Source organism: Streptomyces sp. WAC07094, from assembly GCF_036320405.1.
GTDB classification, from domain to species: domain Bacteria; phylum Actinomycetota; class Actinomycetes; order Streptomycetales; family Streptomycetaceae; genus Streptomyces; species Streptomyces lannensis.
Genome location: NZ_JAVMJZ010000001.1, coordinates 6,602,050 through 6,623,649, shown reverse-complemented (window position 1 = coordinate 6,623,649; position 21,600 = coordinate 6,602,050). Strand labels below are relative to the sequence as shown.

At 71.5% G+C, this 21,600-nt stretch carries 18 protein-coding genes and 1 pseudogene; 11 read left to right on the top strand and 8 right to left on the bottom strand.

Going from position 1 to position 21,600, the window contains the following annotated elements; genetic code table 11:
• Positions 1–195: 195 nt before the first annotated feature.
• The gene (locus RCR19_RS29350) at positions 196–2,436 is read right to left on the bottom strand and encodes a molybdopterin oxidoreductase family protein (protein WP_331267863.1); all 2,241 of its coding nucleotides are present in this window, start codon (positions 2,434–2,436) and stop codon (positions 196–198) included.
• 295 nt (positions 2,437–2,731) lie between these two features.
• Here RCR19_RS29350 and RCR19_RS29345 point away from each other — a divergent pair, with 295 nt between their 5' ends.
• Positions 2,732–4,312 (top strand): IS1182 family transposase, encoded by a 1,581-nt coding sequence (locus tag RCR19_RS29345; RefSeq protein ID WP_331269501.1) that lies wholly within the window; start codon positions 2,732–2,734, stop codon positions 4,310–4,312.
• A gap of 314 nt (positions 4,313–4,626) precedes the next feature.
• On the top strand, positions 4,627–5,817 hold the full coding sequence (locus RCR19_RS29340; RefSeq protein ID WP_331267862.1) for an IS110 family transposase: 1,191 nt from the start codon (positions 4,627–4,629) through the stop codon (positions 5,815–5,817).
• A gap of 5 nt (positions 5,818–5,822) precedes the next feature.
• On the opposite strand, the gene RCR19_RS29335 is transcribed toward RCR19_RS29340, so the two are convergent.
• From RCR19_RS29335 to RCR19_RS29325, 3 genes are all read right to left on the bottom strand, one after another.
• A complete protein-coding gene (locus tag RCR19_RS29335; RefSeq protein WP_331267861.1) occupies positions 5,823–6,719 on the bottom strand; it encodes an IS982 family transposase in 897 nt (298 codons plus the stop codon).
• Between the two features lie 64 nt (positions 6,720–6,783).
• On the bottom strand, positions 6,784–7,404 hold the full coding sequence (locus tag RCR19_RS29330; protein WP_331267860.1) for a TetR/AcrR family transcriptional regulator: 621 nt from the start codon (positions 7,402–7,404) through the stop codon (positions 6,784–6,786).
• Positions 7,405–7,485: 81 nt separating this feature from the next.
• Entirely contained in the window at positions 7,486–8,013 is a 528-nt protein-coding gene (locus RCR19_RS29325; protein WP_331267859.1) for a hypothetical protein, read from the bottom strand.
• Positions 8,014–8,238: 225 nt separating this feature from the next.
• On the opposite strand from RCR19_RS29325, the gene hmgA reads away from it, so the two are divergent.
• From hmgA to RCR19_RS29310, 3 genes are read left to right on the top strand one after another with little or no spacing between them, the layout of a single operon-like run.
• A complete protein-coding gene (gene hmgA, locus RCR19_RS29320; protein WP_331267858.1) occupies positions 8,239–9,555 on the top strand; it encodes a homogentisate 1,2-dioxygenase in 1,317 nt (438 codons plus the stop codon).
• 26 nt (positions 9,556–9,581) lie between these two features.
• Positions 9,582–10,331 (top strand): GntR family transcriptional regulator, encoded by a 750-nt coding sequence (locus tag RCR19_RS29315; RefSeq protein WP_331267857.1) that lies wholly within the window; start codon positions 9,582–9,584, stop codon positions 10,329–10,331.
• 12 nt (positions 10,332–10,343) lie between these two features.
• The gene (locus tag RCR19_RS29310) at positions 10,344–11,519 is read left to right on the top strand and encodes a type ISP restriction/modification enzyme (protein ID WP_331267856.1); all 1,176 of its coding nucleotides are present in this window, start codon (positions 10,344–10,346) and stop codon (positions 11,517–11,519) included.
• A gap of 74 nt (positions 11,520–11,593) precedes the next feature.
• Here RCR19_RS29310 and RCR19_RS29305 read toward each other — a convergent pair whose 3' ends face one another.
• Positions 11,594–12,307, bottom strand: coding sequence for a TetR/AcrR family transcriptional regulator (locus tag RCR19_RS29305; protein WP_331267855.1), 714 nt, complete (start codon positions 12,305–12,307; stop codon positions 11,594–11,596).
• 64 nt (positions 12,308–12,371) lie between these two features.
• On the opposite strand from RCR19_RS29305, the gene RCR19_RS29300 reads away from it, so the two are divergent.
• The 3 genes and pseudogenes from RCR19_RS29300 to RCR19_RS29290 form a co-directional block, all read left to right on the top strand.
• Positions 12,372–13,340, top strand: a complete 969-nt coding sequence (locus RCR19_RS29300; RefSeq protein WP_331267854.1) for an ATP-binding cassette domain-containing protein — start codon at positions 12,372–12,374, stop codon at positions 13,338–13,340.
• The gene (locus tag RCR19_RS29295) at positions 13,337–14,119 is read left to right on the top strand and encodes an ABC transporter permease (RefSeq protein WP_331267853.1); all 783 of its coding nucleotides are present in this window, start codon (positions 13,337–13,339) and stop codon (positions 14,117–14,119) included. Before RCR19_RS29300 ends, RCR19_RS29295 begins: the two co-directional genes overlap by 4 nt.
• A 313-nt stretch (positions 14,120–14,432) precedes the next feature.
• Positions 14,433–14,580, top strand: a pseudogene (locus RCR19_RS29290) (CoA transferase); the annotation flags it as partial.
• Between the two features lie 54 nt (positions 14,581–14,634).
• On the opposite strand, the gene RCR19_RS29285 reads toward RCR19_RS29290, so the two are convergent.
• The 3 genes from RCR19_RS29285 to RCR19_RS29275 all read right to left on the bottom strand — a co-directional run bounded on the left by RCR19_RS29285 (position 14,635) and on the right by RCR19_RS29275 (position 16,469).
• The gene (locus RCR19_RS29285; protein ID WP_329505418.1) at positions 14,635–14,901 is read right to left on the bottom strand and encodes a hypothetical protein; all 267 of its coding nucleotides are present in this window, start codon (positions 14,899–14,901) and stop codon (positions 14,635–14,637) included.
• Positions 14,902–15,016: 115 nt separating this feature from the next.
• On the bottom strand, positions 15,017–15,838 hold the full coding sequence (locus tag RCR19_RS29280; RefSeq protein ID WP_331267852.1) for an anti-sigma factor: 822 nt from the start codon (positions 15,836–15,838) through the stop codon (positions 15,017–15,019).
• An 88-nt stretch (positions 15,839–15,926) separates the two neighbouring features.
• Positions 15,927–16,469 carry a sigma-70 family RNA polymerase sigma factor gene (locus RCR19_RS29275; RefSeq protein WP_331269587.1) on the bottom strand — a complete coding sequence of 181 codons (543 nt, stop codon included), beginning with the start codon at positions 16,467–16,469 and terminating at the stop codon, positions 15,927–15,929.
• Positions 16,470–16,676: 207 nt separating this feature from the next.
• On the opposite strand from RCR19_RS29275, the gene RCR19_RS29270 reads away from it, so the two are divergent.
• From RCR19_RS29270 to RCR19_RS29260, 3 genes are all read left to right on the top strand, one after another.
• Positions 16,677–18,206, top strand: a complete 1,530-nt coding sequence (locus RCR19_RS29270) for a DUF4331 domain-containing protein (protein ID WP_331267851.1) — start codon at positions 16,677–16,679, stop codon at positions 18,204–18,206.
• Positions 18,207–18,350: 144 nt separating this feature from the next.
• Positions 18,351–20,033, top strand: a complete 1,683-nt coding sequence (locus RCR19_RS29265) for a tetratricopeptide repeat protein (RefSeq protein WP_331267850.1) — start codon at positions 18,351–18,353, stop codon at positions 20,031–20,033.
• On the top strand, positions 20,030–21,577 hold the full coding sequence (locus RCR19_RS29260) for a nickel transporter (RefSeq protein ID WP_331267849.1): 1,548 nt from the start codon (positions 20,030–20,032) through the stop codon (positions 21,575–21,577). The genes RCR19_RS29265 and RCR19_RS29260 overlap by 4 nt, the downstream gene beginning before the upstream one ends.
• Positions 21,578–21,600: the final 23 nt, after the last annotated feature.

Sequence of the window (21,600 nt, the reverse complement as noted above, 5' to 3'; positions counted from 1 at the left end):
ACACATGGGCACGGAGCCCGGGGGGCGACGATCTCACGCCCGGGCCAGGAGCTGCCGGACGTGGCGCCGCCGGTCCGGGGCCGCCTCGGGACACGGACCGCCCGTCGGGCCCGTCCCGCGGTAACGGCATCGTGCCGGGCGGAGTACGGGGCGGCCGGGACGCGCGAGGTGCCGGCCACCGCGTGAACACCCCGGTCAGCTCGGTGTGTCGAGCGGCGCGAGCTCCACGGGAACGCCGTTGAGCACCGCGTTGCCCGACAGCGGGTCGAGCAGACTGCCGTCGAGGAGCTGGTTGACGTTGACGCCCGGGTCGAGGGAGGCGTGGCTCATCCGGGTGCCGGGCCGGTCGTGGCCCCAGCCGTGCGGCAGGCTGACCACCCCGGGCCGGATGCCCTCGGTGAACTCGACGGGTACGGTGACGGCGCCACCCGCCCCCTTCACCCGCACCCGGGCCCCGTCGACGAGCCCGAGCCGCTCGGCGTCCGAGGGGTGGATGTGCAGGGTGCACCGGTTGGACCCGCCGGTGAGCGCGGGCACGTTGTGCAGCCAGCTGTTGTTGGACCGCAGATGCCGTCGCCCCACGAGCACCAGCCCGTCGGCGCGCTCCCCCAGCGCCCGTTTCAGGCGCGGAAGGTCGTCCGCTATCGGCCGTGGCAGCAGTTCGACCTTGCCGCTCACCGTCTTCAACGGCTGCGGCAGACGCGATCGGAGCGGTCGGAGATCGATGCCGTGCGGGTGGGCGAGCAGCCTCTCCAGGCTGAGCCCGTCGGTCCGGGCGCCGAATCCGTCGCCGTAGGGGCCGAGGCGCAGCATCATGTCGAGCCGGCGCTCGGGCCCGTTGTCACCGGTGAGCAGACCCGCGAGCTCGCGCGGGTCGCGGCCGTGGACCGGCGAGTGGGCCTCGGTGACCGCTTTGCCGAGGGTCTGGTCGACGACCATGGCGTCGACGGCTTCCGGGTCGGCGCCGTGCATTCCGGTGGCGGCCAGCACCAGCCGCGCGAGGATCTCGGTCTCCGCCATGCGCCCCGGTTCCAGGGGGACGGCGGCGCGTGTGTAGCGGACCTGGTTGCGCACGGCGAGGGTGTTGAACGCGAAGTCGAAGTGCGGCGCCCGGGAGGGCGGGGGCGGCGGCAGGAGCACATGCGCGTGGCGCGAGGTCTCGTTGAGATACGGGTCGACCACGACCATGAAGTCGAGTGAGCCGAGCGCCTTGTCGAGGCGATCGCCGTCCGGCGCGGAGAGCACGGGGTTGGCGGCGACGGCGATGACGGCGCGGATGGGGCTGCCGTCGTCGGTGGCTGTGTCGATCTCCTCGGCGAGTGCGGAGATCGGCAACTCCCCCTTGGCCTCCGGATGCCGGCTCACCCTCGAGTTCCAGCGCCCGAGCGCGAACCCGCGGCCGGGCCCGGCGGGCCGGGGCGTCCTGTCGGTGGCCGACAGCGGGAAGAGCGCGCCGCCGGGACGGTCGAGATTGCCGGTGAGCACGTTGAGCACGTCGACCAGCCAGCTGGCCAGGGTCCCGTGCGGAACGGTGCAGCTGCCGATGCGTCCGTAGACGGCGGCGGTGGGCGCGGCGGCCAGTTCGCGGGCGAGCGTACGGATGGTGTCCGCGCCGACGTCGCACGCCCCGGCGGCGGCCTCGGGCGTGAAGTCCCGTACGGCGGCGGCGACGTCGTCGACACCCTGCACATACGGGGCGAGGTGCCCCAGGTCGACGAGGTCCTCCTCGAAGAGGACGTGGGTCATCGCGGCGAGGAGCAGCGCGTCGGTGCCGGGGCGGACGGCGACGTGCCGGTCGGCGAGCCGCGCGGTCCGGGTGCGGCGGGGGTCGATCACGGTGAGCGTGCCGCCTCGCGCCCTGAGCCCTTTCAGCTTGCCGGGGAAATCGGGGGCGGTGCACAGACTCCCGTTGGATTCCAGGGGGTTGGCGCCGATCAGCAGCAGGTGGTCCGTGCGGTCGAGATCGGGCACGGGGACGGCGTTCGCGTCCCCGTAGAGCAGCCCGCTGGACACGTGCTTGGGCATCTGGTCCAGCGTGGAGGCGGTGAAGAGGCTGCGGGTGCGCAGACCGGCGAGCAGGACGGTCGGGTAGAGGGCGCCCGCCACGGTGTGCACGTTCGGGTTGCCGAGGACCACACCGACGGCGTGCGGCCCGTACCGCTCGACGACCGGCCGCAGCCCCGCGGCCACGGCGTCGAAGGCCTCGTCCCAGGTCGCCTCGCGCAACTCCCCGCCGCGCCGCACCAGGGGGGTGCGCAGCCGGTCCGGATCGGAGTCCGCGGCCCCGAAGGAGGCGCCCTTCGGGCAGATGAACCCCCGGCTGAACACATCGTCGCGGTCACCCCGGGCACCGGTGACACGGTCGTCCTCGACGGTGAGCGTCAGTCCGCAGGTGGCCTCGCAGAGGGGACAGATGCGCAGGGCGGTGCGGGACACGGTTCCTCCCGGAGGGGTGGCGGCGGTGGCGCACGAACGGGGCCGAGCATACCGACCGGTATGGATGAACGGGAGAGGCGGACCGGGCAGGGGTCGGCGCCTTCGCGAGAGCCCGGTGGCCGACCCGCTCCCGTGGACCGCCGGGGGTCTGTCGTCCGGACCAGGTCGGCCGGGACGGACCGCGCCAGGCGATCGACGCCGACACGATCCGAACAACAGGCCCTAGAAGACTCATGAAGATCTTGGGGTTCTGGCCCCACCGTGTGAGCGGTGGGGCCAGACTCGTTGTGTGGTGATGGGGGAATGGGTCGGGGAGACGGTCGGGCCGGATGTGTGGGAGACCTGCCGGGAGTTGATCCCGGTAGGGAGTGTGTTCGCGTTCCTGGCCGAGGACCGCGGTGCGCTGTTCCCGGCGGAGATGTTCGCGGACATGTACCCCTCGGGGAACGGACGGCCCAGCATGCCGCCGCAGATCCTGGCCTCGGCGGTCACGCTGCAGGCCCTGCACGGGCTGTCGGACTTCGAGACGGTCCAGGAACTGCGGTGCGACCTGCGGTGGAAGGCCGCCTGCGGACTCGGCCTGCACGACATGGCGTTCGATCCGTCGCTGCTGGCCTACTTCCGCCGCCGCCTTTCCCGGTCGGCCCGGCCGAACCGGGTCTTCGAGGCGGTGCGGGAGGTGGTGAAGGCGACCGGTGTCCTCAAGGGCAAGCACCGGCGGGCTTTGGACTCCACCGTGCTGGACGACGCGGTCGCCACCCAGGACACCGTCACCCAGATCATCGCCGCCATCCGCGCGGTGATCCGCGAGGTTCCCGGCGCCGACCAGATCGCGGCCGTGCAGTGCACCGCGCACGACTACACCGATCCCGGCAAACCCCGCATCGCCTGGAACGATGAGCAGGCCCGCGCCGACCTCGTCGACTCCCTCGTCGGTGACGCGCTCAGGCTGCTGGGCCACCTGCCTGACCAGCAGCTCGGTGAGAAGGCTGCGAACGCGGTGGGCCTGCTGGCCCTGGTCGCCGGACAGGACGTCGAACCCGCCGAGGACTCCGACGGCCGTGACGGGCGCTGGCGCATCACTCGGGGCACCGCCTACGACCGGATGGTCTCCACCGTCGATGGCGAAGCCCGGCACATCCACAAGACACGCACCCACCAGCAGGACGGATACAAAGCCCACCTGGCCATCGAGCCGGAGACCGCGTTATACACCGCTGTGACCCTCACCCCCGGTGTCGGGCCCGAGCACCACGAGGCCACCATCGGCGTGGACCTGCTCGCCGAGGAAGACGGGCCGGTGGACGCCTTCGGCGACACCGCCTACTCCACCGGCGAGGCCCGCCAGGCCCTCGAAGCAGCAGGCCACCGGCTGTTTTTCAAACCCGCCCCGCTACGGCCTGCCGTCCCCGGCGGTTTCACCCTGGACGACTTCCGTATCGACACCGCCGCCGCCACGGTGAGCTGCCCCGCTGGACACACCGTCCCCCTGTCGGACCCCGGCGGGCAGAACAACCAGCGCAAGGCTGCCTTCGGGAACCTGTGCACCGGATGCCCCCTACGTGAGCGGTGCACCAAAGCCAAGGCCGGCCGCATCCTGACCATCCGTCCCCACCACGACCTGCTCGCGGCCGCCCGCCGCCAGGCCACCGCCGACCCTGACTGGCAAGCCGACTACCGCCGCTGGAGACCACCGGTCGAACGCGCCGTCGCCTGGCTCGTCCACCACGGCAACCGCAGACTCCGCTACCGCGGCACCATCGCCAACGACACCTGGCTCCACACCCGAGCCGCCGCCCTCAACCTCCGCCGACTGATCAACCTCGGACTCACCCGCACAGGCAACACCTGGACGATCAACCCCGCCACCGCATAGACCAAGGGGCCACCCGGCCCAGAAACCAGACAGCCCCACCAAGATCTTCATGAGTCTTCTAGACGAGTAAGTCCGATCTCCGGTCAGTGGTCCTTACCTTGGTCATCGGTTTGGTCCAGCCATTCGTAGGGTTGGGGCATCCGGGGGTGTGAGGTGTGGCTTTCAGTGGTCTGCCGACCGTGGCTTCGTACGACTGGCCGCCTCACGCCCCGCGACGACTCGGCCGCTGATTGGGATTTGCGAACAGATCGCTATGTAAGGACCTGCCGGCGAGGTCGTCTGCGGACACGACGAGCACGAGCGCCGGAGGGGTAATGGGCCGCATATGGGCCGGGGTGGACATCGGCAAGACCCACCACCACTGCGTGGTGGTCGACGCGGAGGGCAGGCATCTGCTGTCCCGCCGGGTGGCCAACGACGAGTCGGAGCTGCTTGCCCTGATCGCGGCCGTCCTGGACCTCGGCCATGAGACGACCTGGGCCGTGGACGTCACACATGGTGGTGCTGTCCTGCTGTTGGGGCTCTTGGCCAACCATGGCCAGCCCGTCTTCTACCTGCCCGGACTGGCGGTCAACCGGGCAACAGCCGGCTACCGCGGCCAGGGAAAGACCGATGCCCGCGACGCGGCGATCATCGCCGACCAGACCCGTATGCGCCGCGACCTGGAGCCGGTGCGGCCCGATGCGCAAGCCATCGCAGAGCTGAAGATCCTCACCGCCCGCCGGGCTGATCTGGTCGCTGACCGGACCCGCACGGTCAACCGGTTGCGTGACCAACTCCTGGGCATATTCCCGGCTTTGGAGCGTGCGCTCGACATGGGCAACCGCGGCCCGCTGCTGTTGCTGACTGGCTACCAGACCCCGGCCGCTCTGCGCCGCATCGGCATCAAACGACTGGAGACCTGGCTGCGCAACCGCAAGGTCCGCAGCTCCGCCGACCTGGCCGCTGCCGCCGTGGAGGCTGCCGAGCGACAGCACACGGCGCTGCCCGGCGAAACGATGGCCGCGCAGATGGTGCACAGCTTGGCGAAGGAGGTGATCGCCCTCAACGAGAAGGTCGACGAGATCGACAAGCTCATCGAGGGACGGTTTCGCAGCCATGCCCAGGCCGAGGTGATCGCCAGCCTGCCCGGGATCGGCCCCTTGCTCGGCGCTGAGTTCCTGGCTGCCACGAGCGGGGACATGACCCGCTTCGGTACTCCTGACCGCCTCGCGGGCTTCGCCGGCCTGGCCCCGGCTCCCCGCGATTCCGGGCGCATCAGCGGCAACCTGAAGCGCCCGGCCCGTTACCACCGCGGGCTTCAACGCGTCTTCTACACGTCGGCCCTGATCAGCATCCGCTGCTGTGAGGAGTCCCGTCGCTTCTACGACCGCAAACGCGCCGAAGGCAAGCGGCACGTCCAGGCCGTACTGGCCCTGGCGCGTCGGCGGGTCAATGTCCTGTGGGCGCTGCTGCGTGACGGACGGTGCTACCAACTCACACCACCCCTGGCTGAGGCGGCTTGACATCTTCATTGGGAGTCGTAGGCGATCAGTGACCGGGTGATTGGGGCGTTGGTTGCGTTGTTGTGCCAGATGGCGGCGGACATCGCGAGGATGCGCTGGGCGACGCGGACAGCGACGCCTTCGAAGGAACGGCCGCCGTGGTCTTCCAGGTCGAGCTGGCCCTTGAGGGTGTCGTTGACCGACTCGATCAGCTGCCGGACCTTCTTGAGCATCGGCTCGCCGTAGCGGGCCTTCTCATCCTTGCGCGACGGCCGCAGCATCGTGATGCCGTACTCGCCCAGCAGCGTTTCGAAGTCCCGGCCCGCGAACCCCTTGTCGCAGATCAGGAGGATGCCGTCGTGCTCGGCCGCCACGCCCGCGTCGACTTCGAGCATCGCGCCCAGTACTTCTCGTTCGCCGATCTTCGGGTCGGCCAGGGCCCACAGGATCGGCATCCCCGCGGGCGTGCACACCAGGTACAGCTTCAACCCCCAGTAGAACCGCGAGTGGCTGGCGCAGTAGCCGTAGCCCACCCATCCCGCCAGGTCCGAGCGCTTCACCGTGGGCCGGGACATGCCACAGGGCACCGGGGTGGAGTCCACGATCCAGCAGTCGTCGAGCCAGAAGTCGCTCGACTTGGCGAGCATCCGGATGACCCGTTTGACCAGGCCGAGCGCGGCCCGCAGCCGCTTGTTGTAGCCGGACTGCTGCGGCAGGTACGGAAACAGGCCCCGCAAGTGCTTGCGGGCATAGCGCAGCCAGTGAGCCTCGGAGGTGAAGCCAAGCATCGCCTGGGCGACCGCGACACAGACCAGTTCGGAGTCGGTCAGCACGGGCGGTCTGCCCATCCATCGCGGTCCTCCCAGCTCGTCGTCGATCTTCACGTACAGTGCGGTCAGGAGGGTGTTCAGGTCTTGCGTCACAACATGATCTTGAACACCCTCTCTTCATGCCTGATCGTCGGCCCGGGACATAGGACTTACTCGTCTAGTCGAGCACCCTGCCGAGATAGGCCAGCAGCAACCGCCGTGTCTCCTCGATGATCTTCTCGTCGCCCGCCGGGTCCACCCGGAAGGCGAGATGGACCAGGGTGTCGGCGGTTTCCACGGCTATCAGGACCGTGCGCCGAAGGTCCTCGTCCGGTTCGCGGCCGAGGTACGCCGAGAGCAGGTCCGCCAACCGGTCGGCGACACGGTGGTTGGGCTCGGCGTACCTCGAACCGACCGGGATCTGGTTGCCGAAGTCGACGAGCGAGAACCCCGGGGCCGTCCGCTTCATGTCCAGGTACTCGTCGAGCACCGCGTCCATCGCCGAGCGCCAGTCCCCTTCGCCCTCGGCACCCGCGAGGCGGCCGGTGACGCGCTCGGTGTAGCGCTCGAGATTGCGTTCCGCGAGGGCGTCGGCCATCGCCCGCTTGTTGCCGAAGAAGCGGTAGACGGAGCCGATGGGCACACCGGCGCGCAGCGCCACGGCCCGGGTGCTCAGATCGTCGTAGCCCACCTCGTCGAGGAGTTCGGCGCAGGCGTCGAGGATTCTGGTCAGTCGTTCGGCGCTGCGGCGTTGGACGGGCGCGCGGCGCAGCGATGTCGCTCGGGGCACGGGCTTCATAATGCCTCTCCGCCAGGGGCCGGTGAACCTCGCCCGTCCTTACGGAAATCGGTGGGTCCAGCACTCATCGATCCCCCGCCGTCACTCCTCCCGGGGGCCCGCCGTTGTCGTCCCGGACCCGGAGGCGGTGATGTCCGCCGTGCTCTCAACGGGCTTGCCGTGCACCGCCCACACGGTCTGGTCGTCCGCGTACAGCCGCGCGGTCACCTGGTGGGTGCCGCGCGGCACGAGCCGGGCGGAGAGGTGGTAGTCGGCGGCCCTCAGCCGAGTGAGAGGGTGCCCGTCCAGGTAGAGCCGGACCAGACCGCGGCCGGCCACGGCCACCGGACGCGTACCGTCCGGCGAGAAGCGGAAGTTGCGGACGGTCAGCCGTACGTCCCAGTCGTCGCCCGGGTCGGGCCGGACCTGGATCCCCACCTGGGGCGCGCTCTTCGCGCCGACCTCACGGTAGTGCCGCCCCTCCTCGTCCGTGTCGTCCAGCACCTTGCCCACCGGCGAGATGGTCACCCCGTTCCCCCGCTCGTGCGCGTCGCCCGATCCACAGCCGGCCGAGCCGCCGAGCAGGGCACCCACCGCGAGCGCTGCGAGCAGTCCGCGCGTCCACGACATGGCCGGGAGCGTATTGCACACGCCCGGCGGTGGAATCCCCCTCAAGGCTGGTTCTTCCACCCCGGCGACCGGCCCGCCCCGCCCCGCGCCGGTCCGGCCGGCCCGCGGTCCGCCTGTCCGGCGCCGCGAGGATCCGCATCCCTGTGCGCACCCGGGCGTTCCCCTTGCGCGACCGACCCCTGAATCCTACGGTGATACATAGGAATCAGCGACGAGGGAGCGGTGATGAGCGGGGACGCGAGGAAAACCGCGGAGGGGTTGTCGTATCTCTCCGGTTTCGGCAACGAGCACAGCTCGGAGGCGGTCCCGGGCGCGTTGCCCGAAGGCCGCAACTCGCCACAGCGTGCACCGCTCGGGCTCTACGCGGAGCAGCTCAGCGGCACGGCGTTCACCGAGCCGAGGGCGCACAACCGGCGCTCGTGGCTGTACCGCATCCGCCCGTCGGCCGCCCATCCGGCGTTCAGCCGCGCGGACAACGGACTGATGCGTTCGGCGCCCTTCACGGAGACGGTGCCCGACCCCAATCGGCTGCGCTGGAACCCGCTGCCCGAGCCCGCTCCCGGGACGGACTTCCTCACCGGCCTGTGGACGCTCGGCGGCAACGGCGACGCCACTCAGCGCACCGGCATGGCCGTGCACGTGTACCACGCCAACGCCTCCATGCACCGCGTCTTCAGCGACGCCGACGGCGAGCTGCTGATCGTGCCGGAGCGCGGCGGGCTGCTGCTGCGCACGGAGTTCGGGCTGCTGCATGTGGAACCCGCCGAGGTGGCGCTGATTCCGCGTGGTGTCCGCTTCCGCGTGGAACTGCTCGACGACTCCGCCCGCGGTTACGTCTGCGAGAACTACGGGGCGCCCTTCCGCCTTCCCGATCTCGGGCCCATCGGCGCCAACGGCCTTGCCAACGCCCGTGACTTCCGGGCGCCGGTAGCCGCGTACGAGGACGTCGAGGGCCCGGTCGAGGTCGTCAACAAGTTCTGCGGCAACCTGTGGTCGACGATGTACGACCACTCGCCGCTGGACGTCGTCGCCTGGCACGGGAACCATGTGCCGTACGTCTACGACCTGCGCCGATTCAATGTGATCGGCACCATCAGCTACGACCACCCGGATCCGTCGATCTTCACCGTGCTGACCTCGCCGAGCGACACCCCGGGTCTGGCCGGCGTCGACTTCGTGGTGTTCGCGCCGCGCTGGCTGGTGGGCGAGGACACCTTCCGGCCCCCCTACTTCCACCGGAACGTGATGAGCGAGTACATGGGTCTCGTCGAGGGCGCCTACGACGCCAAGGCGGAGGGTTTTGTCCCCGGCGGGGGCTCGCTGCACAACATGATGTCGGCGCACGGTCCGGACCGGGACACGTTCGACGGGGCGAGTACCGCCGAGCTCGCGCCCAGGAAGATCGACGACGGGCTGGCGTTCATGTTCGAGACCCGCTGGCCGGTGACCCTCACTGCGCACGCGGCCCGCGCCGACCACCTGCAAAGCGGGTACGACGAGGTCTGGCAGGCCCTCGAACGTCACTTCCGCCCGTTGCACTGAGCGCCCACGACCGGTACGGATAGCCCGTGACCTCCTTCGCTCCGGATTCGATCGTCCTGAACCGCAAGCTTCCGCTGTGGTATCAGGTGTCGCAGTCGCTGCGCGCCTCGATACTCGGCCGTTCGCCGCGGGACCCGTTGCGCCTGCCCACAGAGGAACAGTTGGCGGGGCACTACGGGGTGAGCGTGCTGACCATGCGGCAGGCGCTGAAGGAGCTGGAGGACGAGGGGCTGATCACACGCCACCGCCGGCGGGGCACGTTCATCGAACCCAGCGCGAGAAGGGGTACGCCGGTGCGGCTGCTGGGTTCGGTGGACGCGATCGTGGCCCAGCAGTCCGGGATGACGACCGAACTGCTCGACCACGGCAGGACCCCCGTGCCCGCGGAGATCGCCGACCACTTCCCGGATCTCGGCGAGGTGGCGACGTACCACCGGCTGCGCAGTGACGAGAAGACCGGCGAGCCGACCAACCACGCCCGCAACTACGTCCGCCCCGAACTGGCCGAGCGCATCGACCGCGAGGCCCTGGTGCGGTGGCCGATGACCAAGGTGCTGCGGGACGTGGTGGGTGCGGACATCAGCCGCATCACGGACACCGTGGAGGCCCGGCTCGCCGATCCGGAGACGGCCCGGCTGCTCGAAGTCCCCCTGCTCAGCCCCATCCTGCACTACACGGGCATCACATTCGACGCCGCCGGACGGGCACTCGACGTGGCGGTGATCCACTACCGCGGGGACCGGTTCTCCTTCACGGTCACCCTCGAGGCCACCTGACCACGTCGTACGATGCCCAGCGTGACGCACGACGACGCTCCGCTGCTCGCGGACCTCATGCCGTGGTCCGTCGCACCCCTGCGGCAGGGCCGCGCCTGGCCGTCGGCACCCGACGCGGCCTCGCTGAAGGCACGGTGGGAGGCCTTCGTGAAGGCCGAAGGACCCGACCGGGAGGCGCTGTTCGAGCCGACGCGCTCGCGCACGCTGCACTCGGCGGTCGGCCAACTGCCGGGCCGGGCCGGCGGCACCGAGAAGCTGGTGCGCGCCTCGGGCCCCTGCCCGGAGCCGGTCCGGGTACTGCTTGCGCCGTTCGACGAGCAATGGCTCATCCCCGACCACCGGCTGATCGACGTGGCCCGCCCGGAGTTGTGGCGGGTCGCGGACGAGCACCAGATCTTCGCCGTGGAGACGGCGGCCGCGCCCGACTCCCCCGGCCCGCTCCTGCTCGCGACCGCACTGCCGCCCGTACTCCGGGCCGGCCGTGTCCGACCGCTGTACCGACGCCCGGGCGGGGCCGAACCCAACCTGGCTCCCGGTCTGCTGGAGCATCTCGGCGCCCGTCTGGGCCTGTCCCCGACCCCGGTGGACGTCCTCGCCTGGATCATGGCGTCGGCACGTCCCGGGCCCGAGGGGCCGGCCGTCCCCCTCACCGAGGACCCCGAACTCTGGTCCCGCGGCCTCGAGCTGGGCCACCGCGCCCTGTGGCTGATGCGCCGCGACGGCGAGCGCCCGAAGCTCCCCGGCGGCCGCCGGCCCTATGTCCGCGCACCCCTGCCCACTCGCCCCCTGACCCTGCACTACGACCGCGACGAGGAGAGCCTGCACCTCGACGACGGGCGCGTCTCTCCGGTACCGCCGGAGGCGTGGGACTTCGAGGTGGGCGGGGTCCGTGTCCTCGAACAGTGGTTCACGGTCCGGACCGCGGAGGCCCGGCCGGGCACACTGGAGGCGATCCGCCCCGCCACCTGGCCGCAGGGCTGGACGTCCGAACTGCTGGAACTCGTCACGATCCTCACCCTCCTCGCGGAACTGCGACCGCGGCAGGCCGCATCGGAGGTGGCCGCGCCGCTCACGGCCACCTCGCTGCGCAAGTCGGGGGTGCTGCCGGTGCCGGCTGCGGCGCGGCGGCCCGCATCGGTGCTCGACCACCACGAAGAGGGACCCGAGGGCCAGTTCGCGCTGCTTTAGGGTCTGTCGTTCGGATCATGCCGGCGTCACGGGGCGCGGTACCTCCCAGCCCACCTGATCCGAACGACAGGACCCTAGGCCTGGGGATCGAAGCCGTCGAGCACCCGCTCCAGCGCCCGTTCGAAGACCGCCTCCAGATCGATCGGCCCGGCGTCCTCCGCGAAGGCCGCCGCCATCCGCGGATACGCGCCCGTGGCGATCCGCCCGCCGAGATAGGCGATGCGCACCGCGTTCTCCTCCGCCTCCGACCAGGGCAGGGAGCGGGCGCGTTCGGCGGCGGCGAGTTCGTTCGCCACATACATGGTCACCACGCTGTTGAGCATCGCGACCAGTTCCATCTTGGTGCCGTAGGACGCCTCCAGCGGGTCGAGACAGGCCAGACAGTGCTCGAGGTACCGCAGCGCGTTGGGACTGAAGCCGTAGATGCTCGACATCAGGCGGGGCAGCCAGGGGTGACGGCGCATGAGGCCGCGTGTCCGGTGGGCCGCACGCACCATGTCGGCCCGCCAGTCGCCCGACGGCTCCCACAGTTCGTGCTCGCCGCTGACGGCGTCCACCATCAGCTCGTACAGGTCCTCCTTGCGGGGGACGTAGTTGTACAGCGACATGGTGCCGCAGCCGAGCTCGGCCGCCACCCGTCGCATCGAGACCGCGTCGAGCCCTTCGGCGTCGGCGAGCCGCACCGCGGCATCCGCGATGTCGGCCCGGCTGTAGGCCGGCTTCGGCCCCCTGCCCGCCCGTTCGGGACGGGCCCAGATCACTTCGGGTACGGCCACTCGGCCAGCCATCGATCATCACCTCGCTCCACCATCGTAGTTACGTACACCGTACGTAATGCGCTATGGTCGCCCCATGACTACTACGTACGCTGTACTTAGTGAAGGTCTGGAGAGGCGATTCGGGGACGTCCACGCGGTGCGCGGACTGGATCTGGCCGTCGCGGAGGGCACTGTCTGCGGTCTGCTCGGGCCCAACGGGGCGGGCAAGACCACGGCGCTGCGGCTGCTGACCACACTGCTGCGACCGGACGCGGGATCGGCGCGCATCGCCGGGCACGACCTCGTACGGGAGGCGGCCGCGGTGCGCCGCAGGATCGCCGTCACGGGGCAGTACGCGTCGGTCGACGGGGACCTCACCGGACGGCAGAACCTGCGGCTGTTCGCTCGGCTGTACCGGATCAAGTCCGCGGCCGCGCGGGTGGACGACCTGCTGGACCGGTTCGGCCTCGCCGAGGCCGCCGACCGGACCGCATCCACCTACTCCGGCGGTATGCGGCGCCGCCTCGATCTGGCGGCCGGTCTGATCCGCCGTCCGGACGTGCTGTTCCTGGACGAACCGACCACCGGACTGGACCCCGCCGGTCGCAGCCTCGTCCGGGACGCCGTGCACGACCTCAGGCAGCAGGGGACGACGGTGCTGCTGACCACCCAGTACCTGGAGGAGGCCGACCAACTCGCCGACGAGATCGCCCTGGTGGACCGGGGCCGGGTCGCCCACACCGGTTCACCCGCCCAGTTCAAGTCGCTCATCGGTTCCTACGCCGAAGCCGTGGTCGCGCAGGCGGACGCCATGGTGCGGGCCGCCGGTGTCCTCGACCGGCTCACCGGGTCCGAGCCGGCGTTCGATCACGGGCGGCACAGCGTCGGCGCGCTCACCACGGACCCGACCCTCACCCTTCCCCGCCTGGTGCGCGAACTCGACGCGGCCGGCGTGCCGTTGCTCGACGCGACTCTGAGACCGCCGACCCTCGACGACGTCTTCCTGCGGCTGACGGGGCAGTACCCCGGCCTCTCTCCCGACACCGAGGAGCTCGTGACATGACCGCGTTGGTGTACGACGGTACGGCGATGGTGGGCCGTCAGCTGCGCCGGGTCCGCAACAACCCGGGACTGGCGATCCTGACGCAGCTCATGCCGATCAACATGCTGCTGTTCTTCGGCTACGTCTTCGGCAGCGCGCTCGCGATGCCCGGCCGGGAGTACCGCTCCTTCCTGGTGCCGGGACTGCTGGTGGCGACCGCCGCGGGCGGGATCATGACCGGGATGTTCCAGGCGGCCCAGGACTCCCATCGGGGTATCATGGACCGCTTCCGCACGATGCCCGTGAGCCGGACGGCGGTTCCGGTCGGGCAGGCCGCGGCGGATCTTGTCGTCACGGCCGCCGGGACCGTACCGCTGCTGCTGGTCGGACTCGCGGTGGGCTGGCGGGTCCAGGGATCGGTGCCGGAGGTCCTGGGCGCCGTGGGCCTGCTGCTCCTGTTCCGGCTCGCGTGCACCTGGATCGGAATCTTCCTCGGGCTGCTGACCCGCAGCGAGGACGCCGCGGGTCAGCTCGGTGCCGCCACCTTCGTGCTGCCTCTGTTGTCCAACGCGTACATTCCGACCGACAACCTGGCCGGCTGGTTGCGCACGGTCGCCGAATGGAACCCCATCAGCGCGGTGACCACCGCCCTGAGGGTCCTCTTCGGCAACGCGCCCCTCCCCCATGGCGCCGCCTGGCCGGTGGCCCATCCCGTGGCCGGGTCACTGGCCTGGTGCGCGGCGCTGATCGCGGTGTTCGCCCCCCTGGCCGTACGCCACTGTGCCCGCGGGGAGCGGTGAAGGGCCGGACAGACGGCGACGACCGGCCGCCGACGAGGTGCGCGCCTCCCGAGCGTGATCGCCGCCGCCGTCGATGCACGGCGGCACTGCCCGGCGCGCACCCGGAAGGCGCACGCCCTCATCGCCCCGATGCGGGGGCGTGCACGCACTGCTCGGCGCGGGGCCGGACACGCCGCCGTGTGTGAGGCCGCGCAGGCGGACTCCAGGGAGCACGGGACCGCGTGGGCATGTCTCAAGGATGGCGCGGGCGGTGGCGGCCCGGCGGCCGGCGAGCGGTGGACGGTGGGGAGGCCGGCCGAACGCTCAGGTCGAGCTGCCGTCGATCACGCTGCCGGGCGGGAACGAGGCACGGATGAGGAGTGTGCCCGCGCTCGGGGAGCACACCGGGGGCGCTGCCGCGTGCCGTGGGGATGGCGGACTACGATGTCGCGGTGCGGCGCCGGGACGGTGCGACGGCCTGAGCGCGGGCCCTTGCCGGGCGCCCGCATCGCGGGCGCCGTGAAGAACGCCGGAGTTCAGCGCCCGCCGAACAGCGAACGACGCAGTCGGCGCAGCGGCGCGAACAGGGAGACCTTGCTCACTCGCTTCCCCCTGGCACTCCGCTCGTGCGTGGAGTCGTGTGCGGTCAGCTCGCGCATCAGTGAGGTGGCCTCGGCCGTCTCACGCTGCGGAACGGCAGGTCCCGCCAGCACCGAGAGATGGCGGTCGAGACGCGAACTGGTCGCACTGCTCCCGCAGGTGATCGCAGGGACCCTGGCCCTGCGCACTGTTATCTGTTCCATGTCACTCCCCACCCGTACGAGTCCACCCGGCCCGGGCAGACTAACCCTATCGCTCCCAGGCGGCACTCGTGTATCGCGGGCAAAGGATTCACCTTCCCTACAAGGGGGTTGACGACTACTGTCCGAAACCGACTGATTGCAGGGCGAGTTGGACAACTGGCTGGCTGGTGGGCTGCGGTGAGCCCCCGTCCGGTTCGACGGTCACGGCGAGTGACGTCGCCTTCCTGTCGAGACCGCTGGCGACCAAGGGCGTGTCGCCGTCGAAGAGCCCGAGGGAGCGCGGATGCGCATGGGGGCGCATCAGCCAGAGTTGATGCACACGCCCACCGGGCAACGCGTCGAGTCCGCTGAGAGTCACGACCGCGCGCCCCTCGGATGCGGAGGCGATCACTCCGATGCCCCGCCCCCTGGTGTCCGCGTCACTGCTCGCACGGGCGTCCGGGGCGGCCAGGACGTGGGCGATCTCACGCGCCTGGGCCCGCTCTGCGTCGAGCTTGTCCTGCGTCTGCGCGGCCTGCACACCGAAGAGCGCCGCGACGACGAGGGCCGCCGCGGCCGTGGCGGTGGCCAGGGGGGCGAACAAGGGGCGCAGCCGGGGCGCACGCGGGCGCGCGGGCGGCGGTTCCGTGCCCCACACGTGCGGCGGCAGATGCGGAGCCCGTGACCGCGCCGCGTCCTGGCCGGGCGCCGGGTCCTGAGGGGTGTTCCGCACGGCGGTGAGAACGCGGTCGCGCAGTGCGGGCGGGGCGACGGACGTTGTGGTCCAGGCGAGGCGGACGGCGTCCTGGGACAGTGCCCGCACTTCCGCGGCGCACCGGTCGCAGCCGGCGAGGTGCCGCTCGAACCGCCGCCGCTCGTCGGGGTCGAGGGCGTCGAGCGCGTAAGGGGCGGCGAGCGAGTGCAGATCACCCTGGCGCAGACGGGAGAAGACGCTCATGCGGCACCTCCTCCGACACCGCGGAGCGCTCGGTCCGACGGCGGCACCGCACGGATGGGCCGAGCCCCGGGCGGGCGGTACAGGACACTCATGCGACTCCTCCCAGACATTCGCGCAGCCGCGTGAGTCCGTCGCGCATCCGCGTCTTGACCGTGCCGAGCGGGAGTGCGAGCCGCTCGGCCACCTCACGGTATGTGTAACCGTCGTAGTAGGCGAGCGTGACGGACTGGCGTTGCAGGGCGGTGAGCCGGTCCAGACAGCGGCGCACCCACTCGCGCTCGAGACCCGCCTCCACCTCCTCGGCGACCTGGTCGAAGGCAGGGTGGTGGGCGCGCCGCGCCTCGCGCTGCTCGCGTTCGCCGGCGGCACGGGCGCTGCGCACCCGGTCGACGGCACGGCGGTGTGCGAGGGTGAGGATCCACGACAGGGCGCTGCCGCGTCCGGGGTCGAACCGCGGTGCGGAACGCCACAGTTCGAGCAGCACCTCCTGGGCCACCTCCTCCGACTGCGCCGGGTCCCGCACCACCCGGCGCACCAGACCGAACACCGGCCCCGACACCAGTGCGTACAGATCCTCGAAGGCCTTCTGATCACCCCCGGCCACGAGCACCAGAAGTTCGTCCGCCTCCACCCGCAACCCCCCTCCCCGCCGGCGTCCACGGCCGGCTCGCTCCACTGTGGCATTCGCTGCGCTCACGCCTTCGGATGGGATACGGATCAGCGGGCCCGAAACGCGGGTCGAGCAGGGGCGAAAACATTTTTCGCCTTCGACCAATCCGCCTCGGCGGCAGTTCCGAATCCCGGTGCGTCAGGCAAGTTGGCACTGAGGACGGACGGCATGACAGCTAACGCGAGGAGCGGCTCGGGGCGCAGGAGTATCGCGACCCTCATCTGTGGTGCGCTGGCCGCCGGGGGGCTCGCAGCCGCCGGCGCGACCGCGCTGCAACCGGGGGCGGCCTCCGCCTCCTCCCACCGGGAGGCCCCGCTGATCTCGGGGCAGCCGCAGTACGACAACACGGACCTGTACGCGTTCGTGAGCCCCGACAAGCCGGACACGACGACGGTCATCGCGAACTTCGTCCCGTTCGAGGAACCGGCCGGCGGGCCCAACTTCTACACGTTCGCGGACGACGCCCAGTACGACATCCACGTCGACAACAACGGTGACGCACAGGGCGAACTGCTCTTCCGCTACACCTTCAGGACGCACACGAGGAACAAGAACACCTTCCTGTACAACACGGGTCCCGTCACCGCTCTCGACGACCCGGATCTGAACATCACCCAGACCTACGACATCGACCTGCTCAAGCTGCACAACCAGAAACTGCTCTCCCGGACGAAGATCGCGGACGATGTCCCGGTGGCCCCGTCGAACGTCGGCAGGGCGTCGATGCCCGACTACGGCACACTGCGCGATCAGGCCGTCCACAAGCTCGCGAGCGGCGCGACCACGTTCGCCGGCCAGGCCGACGACCCGTTCTTCGCCGATCTGCGCGTCTTCGACCTGCTGTACGGCGGCAACCTCTCGGAGGTCGGCAACGACACCCTCAAGGGGTACAACGTCAACTCCCTCGCGCTGCAGGTGCCGAACGACTACATCCGTGCCTCGGCGCAGCAGCCGGTCGTCGGCATCTGGTCGACGGTCCAGCGCAAGGACGCCCACGGCGACTGGACGCAGGTCTCACGGCTCGGCAACCCGCTCGTCAACGAGGTCGTCAACCCGCAGAAGGACAAGGACACGTTCAACGCGTCCGCCCCATGGAACGACGGGCAGTTCCTGAAGAACGTGACCAACCCGGAACTCCCCGGGCTCATCGAGGGGATCTACAAGATCAAGGCCCCGGCCGAGCCGCGCACCGACCTGGTGGACGTCTTCCTCAAGGGTGTGAAGGGCCTCAACCAGCCGCCGCACGTGCGTCCGGCGGAGGAGCTGAGGCTCAACACCGCGATCAAGCCGGCCGCCGCCCCGAAACGGCTCGGCGTGCTCGACGGCGACAACGCCGGATTCCCGAACGGGCGCCGGCTCACCGACGACGTGATCGACGAGGCGCTCCAGGTCGTCGAGGGTGAACTGGTCGGCTCCAAGAACGACCTGGGTGACGCGGTCGACGCCAATGACAAGGAGTTCGGCCACTCCTTCCCGTACCTGGCCGAGCCCACCTCGGGTTCACGCGGCCCGCTGGCCAAGGGGAGCGGCACCGACGTGCGCAACCAACTGGGCGGCGGACTCCAGCCGGCCGGTGCGAGCGGCACCGACACCACGCTGATCGCGAGTTCGGCTGCGGCGGGCGTCGCCGGGGTGCTGCTGATCGGCACCGCGGTCTTCTGGTGGCGTCGGCGCGCCTCCCGCTACCGGGCGTACTGAAGCCCGACCCACCCGGCGGAGCCGTCCCGACGGCTCCGCCCCTCGACCGGCGCGGCCCGTACCCCGTCCATCCCCCCACGGCGCGGGCCGCGTCGCCCACCCCCGACAGCGACCGTTTCCACTCGGCAGATTGAGGAGAAGGGCATGTCCCCGCGTACGAAAGAGAGCGCGCCGGAGAACGGGCCCGGCGACCGGCGGGAGGCCGGTCCCGCGGGCCCGGCGAACGGCGCGGCGCAGACCACGCCGGAGCCGGGCTCCCCGGGCGCCGGTTGGCGCGGTGGGAGCGTTGCCGTAAGGAGCGTGAAGGACGGCATGAACGCGGAGACGTCCGGCGAGAAGAAGACGACGAGGGTCCCGGTGGCCGGGGAGGACGCCGGGTCGGCGGCATCGGCTCCCGGACCGGCGGGCGGCGCCGTGGACGGCGGGGACGAGGTCCGCGAACCGGCCGGGGACACCGACGAGCGGATCGTCGCGCTACGGCGGTTCTCGGCGCTGGGACGGCGGTGGCGGGCCCCACAACTGGGGCTCTGCGCCGCATCGCTGGCCGTCGCCCTCACCGCGGGCGCGGTGGCCGTCGGCGCCGCACGCGACGGCGGCGGCCCGGTTCCGGTCGCCTCCTCCCCCGGTGGTGTCTCCCCCGAGCTGCTCGCCGGTGGTGATCTCGACGCCGGCATCCGCGCCCTGCAGGCCCATCTGCGCGTACAGCCGCGGGATCACGGCAGTTGGGCGACGCTGGGCCTCGCGTACGTCGAGCAAGCCCGCACCCACGGCGACCCGTCCCGCTATCCGCAGGCGCAGCGCGCCCTGGACCGGTCGCTGAGGCTGCGTCCCGGCAACGACGCCGCGCTCGCCGGCCGGGCCGCCCTGGCCGCGGCCCGCCACGACTTCACCGGCGCCCTCAGGTACGCGGACCTGGCACTCACCGAGAACCCGTACAGCGAGCGCGCCCTGTCCTCCCGGGTCGACGCGCTGGTCGAACTCGGCCGCTACACCGACGCGTCACGGGCCGCGGACGTCGCCGACTCCCGGCGCCCCGGCATCCCCGTCTTCACCCGCTACGCCTACGTCCACGAACTGCGGGGCGACGTCGGGGCAGCCCGCCGCGCCCTCGAGCAGGCCCTCGCCACGGCCACCTCCCGCGGCGACATCGCCTACGTGGCCACAGCGCTGGGACAACTGGCGTGGAACCAGGGCGACCACAAGAGTGCCCTCGCCCACTACGCCCGCGCCCTCGCCGCCGACGACACCTACCTCCCGGCACTCGAGGGCCGTGCCCGTGCCCAGTCCGCCCAGGGTGACACCGAGGGCGCGATCCGCGGTATGGAACTGGTCGTCGACCGCTATCCGCTTCCCCAACCGCTCGTGGAACTCGGCGAGTTGTACGAAGCCCGCGGCAAGCCGGGCGACCGGGACAAGGCCCGCGCCCAGTACGCCCTGATCGACGCGTGGGTGTCGCTGGCCCGCGCCAACGGCGTCGACGCCGACCTCGACACCGCTCTCGCCGCCGCCGACCACGGCGACCGCGGGGCCGCGCTGACGGCGGCGCGCGCCGAGTGGGCGCGCCGCCACACCGTGCACACGGCGGACGCCCTCGCCTGGGCGCTGCACGTCAACGGGCGTGACGCGGAGGCCCTCCCCTATGCGAGGCGTGCCACGGCCACCGGCTACCGCAACGCGGCCTTCCTCTACCACCGCGGCATGATCGAGCGCGCCACCGGTCATCCGGACCGGGCACGCGCCACGCTCACCGCGGCCCTGAAGCTCAACGCCGGTTTCTCACCGCTGGGCGCGCGCGAGGCCCGCAAGGCACTGGAGGCGGCGAAGTGAGCCTCCGTCGTCTCGTCGCCTCCGGCGTGGCGGCCCTGACTGCCGCCTGCGCCCTCGTCCTGTTCCCCTCCGGCCCGGCGAGCGCCCACCCGCTCGGCAACTTCACCGTCAACCGCTACGACGGCCTGGTCGCCGCCCCGGGACAACTGCGCGTCGACCATGTCGAGGACCTGGCGGAGATACCGGCCACGCAGGCCGAGTCCGACATCGCCGGGACAGGGCTGACCGGCTGGGCCCGGAAGCGGTGCGCGGCGGCCGCCGAGGGCAGCAGGCTCACCGTCGGCGGGCGCCCGGTGGCGCTGACCGTCGGCACCAGCAGCGCCCGGTCACGGCCGGGACAGGCCGGTCTCAACACCCTGCGCGTGGAGTGCCGGCTGACGGCACCGCTGCCCGGGACGGGCACCGCCGGCATCGCCTTCCGGAGCGCGGGGGCCGCAACCGGTCCCGGCTGGCGGGAGATCACCGCGCGCGGGGACCGCACGACGCTCACCGCGTCGAACGTGCCGAGGTCCTCCGTCTCCCACGAACTGACCGCGTATCCGGCGGAGTTGCTGTCCTCACCGGCCGACACGGTCACGGCCTCCCTGCGGGTGCGTCCCGGTGGCCCCGCCCTGGCCGGCGAGCAGGGCGACGCCCCGGCCGCCTCCGTGCTTTCCCGCGGTGCCGACCGCTGGACCCGGGCCCTGGACGACCTGGTCGCCCGGCACGACCTCACCGTCGGCTTCGCCGCGCTCGCCCTCGTCATCGCGATCGGTCTCGGCGCCATGCACGCGCTCGCACCCGGCCACGGCAAGACCCTGATGGCCGCGACGGCGGCGGCCCGCGGCAGCCGGGCGAGGCCCAAGGACGTACTGCCCCTGGCGGCCTCGGTGACGATCACCCACACCCTGGGCGTCGTCGCGCTGGGGCTGCTGGTCACGGCGGGTTCCGCGGCGACGCCGTCGGTGATCGCCTGGCTGGGCCTGGCCAGCGGGATCCTGGTCACCCTGGCGGGCGCGTCGCTCGTCCGCCGGGCGTGGCTCAGCCGCCGGCACGGCAGCCTCGGCACGGACCGGCCCGGACCCGCGCCGGGGCACCTCGGCCGCATCCACCATGCGCACGGCCACGGTGAAGGACACCAGCACGGCGACCACGGTCACCACGACGACCCCGGCGTCCCCCACACCCATGGCGGGGTCACGCACACCCACCCCACCGTGCCCACGCTCCGCGGCACGATCCTCCTCGGTTTCGCCGGCGGGATGGTGCCCAGCCCCTCGGCGGTGGTGGTCCTGGTCGGCGCGGCCGCGCTCGGCCAGGCCTGGTTCGGGCTGCTGCTCGTCGTCGCGTACGGCATCGGCCTCGCCCTGACACTGACCGCCGCCGGGGTCGCCGTGGTCAGGCTGGGCAGCGGGATGAACCGCGTACTGGAACGCCGTCCGCGTTGGACCGCCGGTCCGGCGGCTGCGCTGGTGCGCAGGACCGCACCGCTGGGATCGGCCTTCGTCGTCGTGGCCCTCGGGGCCGGACTGGTGTTCAAGGGGGCGGCATCCGCACTCGGTTGAGCTACTTTTGGGGAGAAAAAGCG

What these genes read in the sequence shown, in the direction of transcription:
- RCR19_RS29345 (WP_331269501.1), top strand. Translation starts at nt 2,732, where the DNA reads ATGGGGGAATGGGTCGGGGAGACGGTCGGGCCGGATGTGTGGGAGACC.
- RCR19_RS29340 (WP_331267862.1), top strand. Translation starts at nt 4,627, where the DNA reads ATGGGCCGCATATGGGCCGGGGTGGACATCGGCAAGACCCACCACCAC.
- RCR19_RS29330 (WP_331267860.1), bottom strand. Translation starts at nt 7,404, where the DNA reads ATGAAGCCCGTGCCCCGAGCGACATCGCTGCGCCGCGCGCCCGTCCAA.
- RCR19_RS29325 (WP_331267859.1), bottom strand. Translation starts at nt 8,013, where the DNA reads ATGTCGTGGACGCGCGGACTGCTCGCAGCGCTCGCGGTGGGTGCCCTG.
- hmgA (WP_331267858.1), top strand. Translation starts at nt 8,239, where the DNA reads ATGAGCGGGGACGCGAGGAAAACCGCGGAGGGGTTGTCGTATCTCTCC.
- RCR19_RS29310 (WP_331267856.1), top strand. Translation starts at nt 10,344, where the DNA reads ATGCCCAGCGTGACGCACGACGACGCTCCGCTGCTCGCGGACCTCATG.
- RCR19_RS29305 (WP_331267855.1), bottom strand. Translation starts at nt 12,307, where the DNA reads ATGGCTGGCCGAGTGGCCGTACCCGAAGTGATCTGGGCCCGTCCCGAA.
- RCR19_RS29300 (WP_331267854.1), top strand. Translation starts at nt 12,372, where the DNA reads ATGACTACTACGTACGCTGTACTTAGTGAAGGTCTGGAGAGGCGATTC.
- RCR19_RS29295 (WP_331267853.1), top strand. Translation starts at nt 13,337, where the DNA reads ATGACCGCGTTGGTGTACGACGGTACGGCGATGGTGGGCCGTCAGCTG.
- RCR19_RS29285 (WP_329505418.1), bottom strand. Translation starts at nt 14,901, where the DNA reads ATGGAACAGATAACAGTGCGCAGGGCCAGGGTCCCTGCGATCACCTGC.
- RCR19_RS29280 (WP_331267852.1), bottom strand. Translation starts at nt 15,838, where the DNA reads ATGAGCGTCTTCTCCCGTCTGCGCCAGGGTGATCTGCACTCGCTCGCC.
- RCR19_RS29270 (WP_331267851.1), top strand. Translation starts at nt 16,677, where the DNA reads ATGACAGCTAACGCGAGGAGCGGCTCGGGGCGCAGGAGTATCGCGACC.
- RCR19_RS29265 (WP_331267850.1), top strand. Translation starts at nt 18,351, where the DNA reads ATGTCCCCGCGTACGAAAGAGAGCGCGCCGGAGAACGGGCCCGGCGAC.